This window comes from Streptococcus sp. SP8, assembly GCF_030440045.1.
Lineage (GTDB): Bacteria > Bacillota > Bacilli > Lactobacillales > Streptococcaceae > Streptococcus > Streptococcus parasanguinis_I.
Map to the genome: position 1 here is coordinate 15,241 of NZ_JAQFJL010000002.1, position 12,232 is coordinate 27,472.

The 12,232-nt window shown below is 42.9% G+C and carries 7 protein-coding genes and 1 pseudogene; 2 read left to right on the plus strand and 6 right to left on the minus strand.

The window, feature by feature from the left end; translation table 11 throughout:
- Positions 1 to 2: 2 nt before the first annotated feature.
- Complete coding sequence (gene uvrB / locus PCY11_RS03520; protein ID WP_301362484.1) at positions 3 to 1,991, minus strand: excinuclease ABC subunit UvrB; 1,989 nt, start codon at positions 1,989 to 1,991, stop codon at positions 3 to 5.
- Positions 1,992 to 2,141: 150 nt separating this feature from the next.
- Positions 2,142 to 3,080, minus strand: coding sequence for a CPBP family intramembrane glutamic endopeptidase (locus PCY11_RS03525; RefSeq protein WP_301362485.1), 939 nt, complete (start codon positions 3,078 to 3,080; stop codon positions 2,142 to 2,144).
- A gap of 264 nt (positions 3,081 to 3,344) precedes the next feature.
- Here PCY11_RS03525 and PCY11_RS03530 point away from each other — a divergent pair, with 264 nt between their 5' ends.
- Together PCY11_RS03530 and PCY11_RS03535 are read left to right on the plus strand one after the other, a co-directional pair.
- Positions 3,345 to 5,528 (plus strand): amino acid ABC transporter substrate-binding protein/permease, encoded by a 2,184-nt coding sequence (locus tag PCY11_RS03530; protein ID WP_301362486.1) that lies wholly within the window; start codon positions 3,345 to 3,347, stop codon positions 5,526 to 5,528.
- On the plus strand, positions 5,528 to 6,268 hold the full coding sequence (locus tag PCY11_RS03535; RefSeq protein ID WP_003007564.1) for an amino acid ABC transporter ATP-binding protein: 741 nt from the start codon (positions 5,528 to 5,530) through the stop codon (positions 6,266 to 6,268). The genes PCY11_RS03530 and PCY11_RS03535 overlap by 1 nt, the downstream gene beginning before the upstream one ends.
- Before the next feature lie 339 nt (positions 6,269 to 6,607).
- Here the strand turns inward: PCY11_RS03535 and PCY11_RS03540 are convergent, their stop codons facing one another.
- The 4 genes and pseudogenes from PCY11_RS03540 to PCY11_RS03555 form a co-directional block, all read right to left on the minus strand.
- Positions 6,608 to 8,350, minus strand: a complete 1,743-nt coding sequence (locus PCY11_RS03540) for an ABC transporter ATP-binding protein (RefSeq protein WP_070846501.1) — start codon at positions 8,348 to 8,350, stop codon at positions 6,608 to 6,610.
- The gene (locus tag PCY11_RS03545; RefSeq protein ID WP_070846504.1) at positions 8,347 to 10,074 is read right to left on the minus strand and encodes an ABC transporter ATP-binding protein; all 1,728 of its coding nucleotides are present in this window, start codon (positions 10,072 to 10,074) and stop codon (positions 8,347 to 8,349) included. The genes PCY11_RS03540 and PCY11_RS03545 overlap by 4 nt, the downstream gene beginning before the upstream one ends.
- Before the next feature lie 116 nt (positions 10,075 to 10,190).
- Entirely contained in the window at positions 10,191 to 11,390 is a 1,200-nt protein-coding gene (locus tag PCY11_RS03550) for an MFS transporter (RefSeq protein ID WP_003007574.1), read from the minus strand.
- 58 nt (positions 11,391 to 11,448) lie between these two features.
- Positions 11,449 to 12,186, minus strand: a pseudogene (locus tag PCY11_RS03555) (DUF1003 domain-containing protein).
- Between the last annotated feature and the right edge of the window lie 46 nt (positions 12,187 to 12,232).

Consider the following 12,232-nt stretch of genomic DNA (forward strand, 5'->3'; position numbering starts at 1 on the left):
TTCTAATCCAAGGCCTTCACTTCCAACATCATATCGCGGATTTGCGCTGCAAGCTCGAAATCAAGCACTTCGACGGCTTCTTGCATTTGACCTTGCAGTTTCTTGACCAGTTCCTTGCGCTCTTGGCGGTTGAGACTGGTGATATCCACTTCCTTGTCTTCTTCCTTGGACACCGCCTTAGTAACAGAAATAAGATCTCGGATTTCCTTCTTAATGGTTTGTGGCACAATGCCATGCTCTTCATTATAGGCCATCTGAATCTGACGACGACGAGCTGTTTCATCAATAGCTTTTTGCATCGACTGGGTCATGGTGTCCGCATACATAATCACATGTCCCTCACTATTACGGGCTGCACGCCCGATGGTCTGGATAAGCCCACGCTCATTACGGAGGAAGCCTTCCTTATCCGCATCAAGAATGGCAACTAGGCTGACTTCTGGTACGTCTATCCCTTCCCGAAGGAGGTTGATACCGACCAAGACATCAAAAACGCCCAAACGCAAATCACGAATAATCTCCGTCCGCTCCAAGGTCTTAATGTCCGAGTGCATGTATTTGACTTTAACACCCATTTCCTTGAAGTAGTCGGTCAAGTCTTCTGCCATCTTCTTGGTCAGGGTAGTGACAAAGGTCCGCTCTCCACGTTCTACACGCGCATTGATCTCACCCAAGAGATCGTCCATTTGTCCCATGGTAGGGCGTACTTCCACTTCTGGATCCAGAAGACCAGTCGGACGAATAATCTGCTCGATGACGGTGTCCGTTTGTTCCATCTCATAGTCACCTGGTGTCGCTGACACATAGACAATCTGGTGGACATGGCTTTCAAACTCTTCACGACGCAGTGGCCGGTTGTCCAAGGCAGATGGCAAACGGAAACCATAGTTGACCAACATCTCCTTGCGTGATCGGTCTCCATTGTACATACCCTTGATCTGTCCCATGGTCATGTGACTTTCATCGATCATGATGAGGAAATCTTCTGGGAAGAAGTCAAGGAGGGTGTAAGGAGGCTCTCCTTCACTTCGGCCATCCATGTGACGGGAGTAGTTCTCCACCCCATTGGTGTAGCCCATTTCCCGCAACATTTCAATATCGTACTCTGTCCGTTGCTTCAGGCGTTGGGCTTCTAAGAGCTTACCTTCTTTTTCAAAGACTTTTAACTGCTCTTCTAGTTCCGCCTGAATCTTGGCAATGGCCACTTCCATATGGTCGTCATTGGTCACGAAGTGAGTGGCTGGGAAAATGGCTAAGTGGTCCACATCTCCTAGAACTTGGCCCGTCAAAGCTTCAACCTCACGAATCCGCTCAATCTCATCCCCGAAAAACTCGACTCGAAAGGCATGCTCATCACGCGAAGCTGGGAAAATCTCGACCACATCCCCACGAACACGGAATTTTCCCCGTTGAAAGTCGATGTCATTGCGCTCAAACTGAATGTCCACCAAGTCATTGAGCAGTTTATCACGAGAAATCTCCAGACCCGGACGCAGGCTCACCACGCTGTCGGAGTATTCCTTAGGCGAACCTAACCCATAGATACACGAAACAGACGCGACTACAATGACGTCATTTCGTTCTAAAAGAGCGGAGGTTGCTGAGTGACGAAGCTTGTCAATCTCATCATTGACCGAGCTATCTTTTTCGATATAGGTATCGCTAGAGGGCACATAAGCTTCTGGCTGGTAGTAATCGTAGTAAGAGACGAAATACTCGACCGCATTTTCAGGGAAAAATTCCTTGAACTCCCCATAGAGCTGGCCTGCTAGTGTCTTATTGTGGGCAATGACCAAGGTTGGCTTATTGACTTGGGCGATGACCTGACTCATGGTATAGGTCTTCCCCGTACCAGTTGCCCCCATCAAGATTTGGGCCTTTTCGCCACCTTCGATGTTATCTACCAACTGCTCGATGGCCTGCGGTTGATCCCCAGACGGTTGGTATTTGGAGACTAGTTTAAATTTGTTGTCTGTGATTCTATTAATCATACTTTCTTCCTTCGACTGTACTTCCTTTATTTTACCACAATAAAGGATATTTCTCTGACTTTTGAGGAGAGGAACCTAGTGCAGAAAAAGACAGACTAAAGAGCCTGTCTTCGTATTTATCATTATTTCCTATCAGCCATTTCACACTTATTACTCAACAGCTCTTTCATTTCTTTCCCCTAAGCGGTAAACAATCAGGACGGATAATAGAAGAACCAGAGTTGTGATGATCGATCCTTCCGCTCCAAATTCCCCTCCGGTCAGCCAGTCAGGTCCTGATCCCATGGTAAAGCTGAAGATAGAGGCATCTGCCCCCGTCCCACTGACTTGAAAACCAAGGAGATTTCCTTGTACATAGTTCCAGGTCCCGTGCTGAGCGACCACTAGCCAGATACTATCGGTATAGATAAAAAGCAGACCAGCTAGCACCCCATCAAGGATGATATTCAGAACGGATAAGAAGGTCACTCCTGCATTACCCATATGCAGAATGCCAAAGAGACTACTAGAAATCAAGATCGCTAAGGGTAGATTGGCTCTTGCAGCAATCCGAGTCAGGAGCCAACCCCGCGTCGCTACTTCTTCCGTTCCTCCTTGAAGGAGCCAAAATGGGAATAAACCTAGAATAAAGAGGATGGGTTCTAAACTTAATTCATTTAGCTCAAAAGTCCCGATTCCACCCACTTGGTAGACAAGGGCAATCATTCCCATTTGAAGAAGGGAAAGCAAGATCCCCCAACCTAGATACTTGAGCCAATTTCTTTTTACAAAACCTAAGCTTGATAAGGAATTCTTCTCTATTACTTTCACCCAAAAAATAAAGAGTAAGAGAATAAATACAAAACTGAAAAGCTCATAATAGAGAATATAATGGAAGAAAAACTCTTGAATACTTGCAACCCCATTTCCTGGTGAGAAGAACTCGGTTAGATAACCTATTGCAATGGAAAATGGTCCCACCAATTCACTACTGAGCCATAGTCCTCCTTCTATAAAGAAGGAAGCTAAAAACACGTAGAATAGTGTAGAAACGAAAACTGACACAGAAGTTTTCATTTTGATACCTTGAATGATCAACCCTTTCTTCATCTAGTAACCTCCATTTATCTGAATAGATCCATTGTAACAAAGAAAACCCAGACCTGCAACACTATCTGATGTTAGAAAACCTAACATCGAAACTGGATTTTTCTTGCAAAAACGACTTTTTTCTGATATAATAGCTTCTGTAGAAAAACATAAGACCATTCATACTCGTTTTGGTATGAATGATTTGTTTTTTTAAGGCCATCCTTTGGTCAATGTGCTCATGGGTCAAATACCCAAAGAGAAAAGAATTAAAAGGAGACAGAAATGAAGAAAAAATTACTAGCATGTTTGCTGTTCTTATTTCCATTCGTTGCATTCGCTGGTCATGCTCATGCTGAAACGATCAAGGTCGTTTTTGACACAGCATATGCACCGTTTGAATTTAAGGATTCAGATCAAACCTATAAAGGAATTGACGTAGAGATCTTGGATAAGGTCGCTGAAATCAATGGCTGGGATTTGGACAAATCCTTCCCGGGATTTGATGCAGCGGTCAATGCAGTTCAAGCTGGTCAAGCAGATGCCATCATGGCCGGTATGACCAAAACAACAGAACGTGAAAAAGTCTTCACCATGTCTGATACTTACTACGATACAAAAGTTGTCATTGCGACTACGAAAGCCGACAAAATCACGAAGTACAGCCAATTAAAAGGGAAGACAGTCGGTGTTAAAAACGGAACTGCAGCCCAACGCTTCCTCGATAAATACAAGGACAAGTACGGCTACAAGATCAAGACTTTTGATACCGGTGATCTCATGTACAACAGTTTATCAGCCGGTGCAGTGGATGCAGTCATGGATGACCAACCTGTTATTCAATACGCCATCCAAAAGGGTCAGGACCTAGCTATCAATATGGACGGGGAAGCAGTCGGTGGCTTTGCCTTTGGTGTTAAAAAAGGTGGAAATCATGAAAAGTTGATCACTGAATTTAACAAGGCTCTCGCTCAAATGAAAGCTGACGGGACACTTGATGAGATCATCAAGAAATGGACAGGTGAAAGTCAATCATCAAGTAACAGTGCTGTTCCAGAAACAACTACTCCTGCTGGTCAAAAAGCAACTCCTAAAAAATCAAAATATGTAATTTCAAGTGACTCATCTTTTGCACCATTTGTCTTCCAAAATGGAAAAAACAAATACACAGGAATCGATATGGACTTGATCAAGGCTATTGCCAAAGACCAAGGATTTACCATCGAGATTAACAATCCTGGATTTGACGCAGCGGTAAGTGATGTCCAATCCGGCCATGCGCAAGGAATGATCGCAGGGATGACCGTAACAGATGCTCGGAAATCAACCTTCGATTTTTCTGAACCATATTATACTGCTAACTCCATTCTTGCAGTCCAAGAAGATAGCAAGATTGATTCGTATGATGATCTAAAAGGAAAGACAGTCGGTGTTAAAAACGGTACTTCCTCACAAAACTTCCTTGAAGAAAACCAAAAGAAATATGGTTACAAGATCAAAACGTTCTCTGACGGAGCTTCTATGTATGACAGTTTGAATTCTGGTTCTGTTGCAGCGATCATGGATGACGAACCTGTTATCAAATACGCCATTAAACAAGGACGTAAATTCAAAACACCTATCAAAGGAACTCCAAGTGGTCAACTAGCATTTGCCGTTAAAAAAGGTGAAAATCCTGAATTGATCGAAATGTTCAATAACGGTCTTGCAAACTTGAAGAAAAGTGGTCAATACCAAAAGATTCTCGATAAATACCTTAAAGCAGATAGCAAGTCAAGTACTTCAAGTACAACAGCAGATGAAACAACGATCTGGGGCTTGCTTCAAAACAACTACAAACAATTGTTAAGTGGTTTGGGTGTTACTCTTGCCCTTGCGCTTCTCTCTTTTGCCATTGCTATGGTGATCGGTGTTATCTTTGGGATGTTTAGTGTTAGCCCATATAAATGGCTCCGCTGGACTGCTGAGATCTTTGTCGATGTTATTCGTGGGATCCCACTCATGATCCTCGCCGCCTTCATCTTCTGGGGAATTCCAAACTTGATTGAATCGGTCACAGGTCATCAATCCCCAATCAACGACTTTGTTGCAGGTACCATCGCCCTCTCCCTCAATGCTGCTGCCTATATTGCAGAAATTGTTCGTGGGGGGATCCAAGCTGTACCGATTGGACAGATGGAAGCCAGCCGAAGCCTTGGAATCTCTTATGGCAAGACCATGCGTAAGATCATCTTGCCACAAGCAACCAAACTCATGCTTCCAAACTTTGTTAACCAATTCGTCATTGCCCTGAAAGATACGACTATCGTTTCTGCGATCGGATTGGTAGAACTCTTCCAAACTGGTAAGATCATCATCGCTCGAAACTACCAAAGTTTCAAGATGTATGCGATCCTTGCCGTCTTCTACCTCGTGATTATCACCTTGCTAACACGATTTGCAAAAAAATTAGAAAAGAGGGCTAACTAATGGCTAAATTAAAAATTGATGTCCATGACCTCCATAAATACTACGGTGAAAATGAGGTCCTAAAAGGAATTTCAACAAAATTCTATGAAGGGGATGTGGTCTGCATTATCGGACCATCCGGTTCTGGTAAATCGACCTTCCTTCGTAGTCTCAATCTCCTCGAAGAAGTGACAAAAGGTCAAATTACAGTTAATGGATATGATCTAACCGATCCAAAAACCAATGTTGATTTGGTCCGTGAAAATATCGGGATGGTTTTCCAACACTTCAACCTCTTCCCACATATGAGCGTCCTTGAAAACATTATGTTTGCGCCAGTAGAGCACAAACTGATGACTCGCGAAGAAGCTCAAAAAGTCGGAATGGAATTGTTGGAAAAAGTTGGACTCGCAGATAAAGCCGATGCCAATCCGAACAGTCTTTCCGGTGGTCAAAAACAACGTGTGGCTATTGCCCGTGGACTCGCCATGAATCCAGATATTATGCTCTTTGACGAACCGACTTCTGCCCTTGACCCTGAGATGGTTGGAGATGTATTGAACGTTATGAAAGAGTTGGCAGAGCAAGGAATGACCATGATCATCGTTACCCACGAGATGGGATTTGCCCGCCAAGTAGCCAACCGCGTCATCTTCACCGCAGACGGTGAATTCCTCGAAGACGGTAAACCAGACCAAATCTTCGACAACCCCCAACACCCACGCTTGAAAGAATTCTTGGATAAGGTTCTAAACGTTTAAAAAGATAAAGTTTCTGAAACATCTAGCAATTTTGCTAGATGTTTTTTTAGACGAAAAAAGCATTTTCAAACCTGAAAATGCTTAGATTGAAGATAAAGACATATTAAAAACTTTCCTTAGGTGAGTACGGACGTCAGCGAACTTCTGCGAAGTTCCAAGACTAATTATTGAGCCTAAAGTCTCAATAATTCCGAGTGCCTGAAACTAAATTGTTTCAGGCACTTTTCTCACAGCGGAAAGTTTTAATGTTCTCTTAATTCGTTATACAAATTGGGTAGATATTTATTTCTTTGCAGAATCACTATACTTATTTTACATTAAAAATGGTTTGTTTACATTCTAACTAATCTGTTGCTGAGCTGTCTGCATCTTGTAGTACACACCTTGCGCTTCCATTAGCTCTTCATGAGTGCCATGCTCAACAATATCGCCATCTACCATTACAAGGATCATATCAGCATTTTGAATGGTCGACAAGCGGTGTGCAATGATAAAGCTAGTCCGTCCCTTCATGAGCTGATTAAAAGCATCTTGAATCAAGACCTCAGTCCGAGTATCGATGGAGGATGTAGCCTCATCTAAGATCAAAATCTTAGGAACTGAAAGGAAAACCCGCGCAATCGTTAAGAGTTGGCGTTGTCCTTGAGACAAAGACTCTCCAGCATCTGAAAGATAGGTATCGTACCCTTGTGGCAACTGCCGAATGAAGAAATCTGCATTGGCCGCTTTGGCTGCTTCTATGACTTCTTCTCTAGTTGCATCTGGACGAGAAAAGGCGATATTTTCATGAATCGTCCCAACCTTAAGCCAAGTTTCTTGTAAAACCATACCAAACTGTTGGCGGTAAGAAGCACGGGTGTAGTCCGTAATTGGCACTCCATCAATCGTGATCTCTCCAGAATTAACAGGGTAGAAACGCATGAGCAGATTAATCAAGGTCGATTTTCCTGCTCCTGTAGGCCCTACAATGGCAACCTTACTGGCGGCTGGAACCTGAATGCTTAGATCTTTAATCAAAGTCCGCCCCAAATCATAGCCAAATGAGACATGCTCAAAACCAATCGCACCTTTGACATCCTGACTTTCCAGAATCTGATGGCCTGTCTCTTCGACCTCAGCTTGATCCAAGACGCTGTACAAGCGCTCTGCGCAGGCAAGGGCACTTTGGAGTTCTGACAAGACAGAGGAGATATCATTAAAAGGCTTGGTGTATTGGTTGACATAATTGAGGAAGGTCACCAATTGACCGACAGTAAAGTGAGATCCCGAAATAATGCGTACAGCACCAAATCCAGCCACTACTGCATAAATCAAGGCATTCACAAAGCGAGTGGCAGGGTTGACAGTTGAAGAATAAAATACAGCGGATTGGGAATAATTGGCATAGCTTTCATTCGTCCCCTTAAAAGCCTCACGGAATTGATCCTGAGCATTAAAGGACTGGATCAAACTTTCCTGGGTCAAAGACTCTTCGATCAATTGAGTTTGAAGACCACGCGCCTTGGTCTGTTTTTGGAAAAGCGTATAAGAACGCTTGGCAATAAAACGAGCAATCAACAGGGATAGAGGGGTCAAGACCAGAACCGCCACCATCATAAAGAAATCCAATTCTGCCATGGTCACGATGGTGACAAGAATGGTTAGGAGGCCAACAAAGAACTGGTTAAAGACCATCAGAAGACCGCTGTTGAGTTGCTCTACATCGGTCGTAAGACGACTGACAAAGTCCCCGCTCCCTTGTTTATCTAGATAAGACAAGGGCAATCGGTGTACTTTTTCCATCACTTCTGCTCTTAGGCTTTGGCTAAACCGATAGACCAATTGATTGTAGACAAGAGGATTGATCCATTGGATCAGGGTATTGGCCACAATGACCAGAACCATTTGGATCAAAACGGGCCATAAGACTGTCATCCCTTGAGGATTGATGACTAAATCAACTGCATGTCCGATCAGGATCGGTAACAAAACCGTTAAGGCCACTTGAGCGATGGTTCCGAGACTAGCTAGAATCAGGAGCACGGGATGGTGAGCAAAATCTCTAAACAGACGTTTTACATAACTAGAACGTTTTTGACTCATGCTTCCTCCCTCCCGTGTTGTGAATAATGAATTTCTTGATAAATCTCATTGGTAGACAAGAGGAAATCATGATTTCCCAGTCCTACTTGATGTCCCTTGTTCAAGACCAAAATCTGATCAGCAGACTTGAGACTATTGGTTCGTTGAGATACTAAGATCAAACTTGTATCACTCAATTCTTCTTTAATCGATTTTAAGAGACGAGCTTCCGTCAAATAATCCAAGGCGGAAGTTGAATCATCCAAAATTAAGAAAGGAGCCTTCTTCAAAAGGGCACGCGCAATGGTCAACCGCTGGCGTTGGCCACCTGAGAAATTTCGACCAAAGGCTTCCACTGGTTCATCAAGTTGTCCTTCTTTTTCACGGACAAAATCAGCCGCCTGAGCTGTTTCTAGCGCCCACCACAAATCATCATCCGATAGATTTTCTTCCATTCCAAGTAAGAGATTCGAGCGGATAGTCCCTCTAAAGAGCTCTGCTTTCTGTGGGACAAGAGCTACCCAGTCCCGCCACTCCTTGAGAGTTTTAGGAGAGCGACCTTGATGAAAGAGGGCTAATTTCCCCTGACTAACGGCATACAAATGACTCAATAACTGAACAAGGGTAGACTTCCCAGAACCAGTACCACCAATAATCCCCAACATCTGTCCATGATCCAGATCAAAGGAAATATTTTCTAGAGCTGGGCTTGAAGCCGTTGGATAAGTGAAAGAAACTTTCTCTGCGCTAATCGCTTCTTGCTCTCTTGCAGTTTCTTCCGGCAAAGCTTCTAGGAGGTCTTCTTCCTTCAAATCAAAAATCTCTTGGACACGCTTGGCTGAAATATAGCTGACATTTAAAGACGTGACCAGCATAGCCAGCTTGATCAATTCTGTTAAAATTTGTAATAAATAATTGACCAAAGCGACCAACATCCCTTGGGTTAGAAGGCCAGCAGAGATATTCAATTGTCCTTGCCAAATAACACAAACCAAGGTCGTATTGACCACAAGGAATGTCAAGGGACTCACCAAACTAGACCAGATACCAGCGCGAATTTGCCAGATCTTGTAGTCCTGATTGACCTCTCTAAAATCTTCTAATTCACTAGCATCTTGTCCAAAGGCCCGAATCACCCGTATCCCTTGAAATTGCTGACGCGTCACCGTGACCATTCGGTCTGTAATTTTACGAATCTTGGCAAAAAGAGGATTGACAATCCGAGACATGATGACAATAATCAGGGTTAAAATCGCCACCATCCCCAAGAACCAAAGAGTGAGTTTAGGACTGATGGTGAAGGCCATGATGATAGAACCAAAGACAATAATCGGTGCTCTCAAAAAGAGGCGCAAGAATTGGTTGATCCCAACCTGGATTTGATAGGTATCAGAAGTAAGACGGGTTACCAAACTAGAAGTACCGATCCTATCGCGCTTGTCCTTTGGAAGCGATAAGATCTTCTCATACAAATCTTTGGTCATCTCGCGGGTAAAGCCGACAGCTGCTTTAGAAGAAAAATACTGGGCCGTAATGGCTACGACGACCCCAAAGCTCGCAAATAAAAACAAAACACCGACCGTCATCACCACTGCGCTCGTTTCCTTTTTCGGAATGACCTGATCGACTAAGTGGGCGATGATTAAGGGGACACACAATTCAAAAATAGCTTCTAAAAGTTTAAACGCGGGCCCTAGAAAAGTTTCCCATAGATAGCCCTTAAAATACTTCAATAATGATTTCATACGACTCGATTCTTTTTTTAATGGATATACATATTTTACCACAAATTCTTAAGATGAAAAAACTCCCCCTACAGAGCAGAGAGAGTTGAATACTGACCAGATGAAGGTCAGAAATCTTATTCCTTCTTTGTTACCTTGCTTAAGGTCTTACCCATTTTCCCCAATCCAATCATTAGTAGTGGGAAAGAAAATAGTGTTATAAGGCCTAATACAAGAAAGACTGCTACAAAGCCACAACTATCAATGAACCAACCAGTCAGTGGGAAAATGACAATCATAGATAGACTAAACATCATGGAATTGATACTCAGCATCGTTGCTCGTACACTAGATGGCAGATAAGCTTGTAAATCATTGTAGTAGATGGGTTGATAAACTGCATAAAGGGCATTGGTCAAGAGATAGACACTCAGATAGGCGAATGGGGTCTTTACACCTACTAAAAGCAAGGCCAACCCTGTCAGTGCAACTAGAATCGGAAAGACTTGATTACTATTCCATTTTTTCCCGATTTGACTGGCCAAATAAACCGCTAGGAGATTGAATCCACTACCAATTAACATGATGAGCGAAACTTGCCAACTAGCTAAGTCACTAATTTTCTGTTGGTAGTAAAAATAAAACATACACATGATGGTCCCTACCAACTGATAGATGAGCATCCAGTAAAATAAGACTGGTTTTTCCAGCCATTCTTGTTTCACTACCTCCAATATCCGCTTTAAGGTCAAATGATTTCTTTCATCACTCTTGCTCTCTGGCTCCTTCATCAGAAAGATCAAAAGAATAGAAAGCAAGGAAAGCCCAATAGCAATATAATAGGTCCAAGCCAATGCTCCGTGAATAAAGAAGCCTGCCACGACTGTACCTAACGTTCGGGTGACTTCGGCCACACCAGACAAGAAGCTAGAAATCTGAAGATAACGGTCTTTTTGACCTGCTTCTACCGCTGAATCAAATAAGAAAGCTGTACTAGTCCCCGAGTCAAAATTATAAGACCAAGCATTGACCATCATAGCAATCGCATAGATCCAAAAGTTCCCCTGACCAAATAAAATCAAGATCGAGGATCCAATACTGGACAAGCGAGCCAAATAAAGATTGGTCTTGTAACTAAAGCGATCGGCCAACATACCAGATGGGATCTCGCATAAAAGGCTCGTCCCATGAAAGATACTCTCTAATAAACCAATCTGAAGCAAAGAAAGACCATTTTGAATAAAAAAGAGAATCCAAAAACTGGTGATTCCAAAATAAGATGTAAATTCCAGACCTGCTAGGAGTGAAATATTGCGTTTGTAAGTTCTTTTAAACATTGTTTTTCCTCTTTCAATAGATTATATAAGTGTTTCTAAAAGACTTACTTAGAGTTGCCTACATCTTCTCCACCTCCTTCATTTTTTCTTGATTCAGTTCTTGACGCAGCTGGGCCACTTGATTAGACAAGGACACCAACAATTCGGTTTGCAACTTTTGAATTTCCAGTAAATCCGTCTGGTCTTGTTGCACCATATGATCAATCTTCGTATGCAGTAAGCGAATTTCTCGTTCCGACTCCATATTAACGTTAAAGTCATTTCGCGCTTGCAGGCGATCATAATCTGCTGCCCTGTTTTGGCTCATCATGATCAAAGGAGCTTGAATCGCCGCAATCGTAGAAAGTGCTAGATTCAACAAGATGAAAGGATAAGGATCAAAATTCCAGCCAAAAGGATGCAGGACATTGATCAGCATCCAAATAGCCATCATCAGGATAAAACTAATGATAAAAGTCCATGACCCACCAAAGTGTGCAACCGAATCTGCTACCCGCTGACCGAAGGTATAGCTGGCTGTCAAGCGGTCTTAAACGTTAAAGGGGCGCTCGCTTTCGGGCATGACACCTGTCACCTGCTGTTTAATGGCTTCGTTTTTATCATTGGCACGCTCAATAATCTGTCCAAGATAATCCATACAATACTGGCTCAAATTTTTATACGTGATAAAATCATCCATTTGACTTTCCGGGTAGGAGGTCTTGAGCATCTGTTGAATGCTATGGTCTAGATCTGCGATCAAAGACCCCTGACCATCTTCGTATTCTTTCCTATCGATGATGTCTTTTTTCAGCATTGAAATTCCTTTCATAGTTTTTTGAAGCAGATAAAAGTGAAAAACG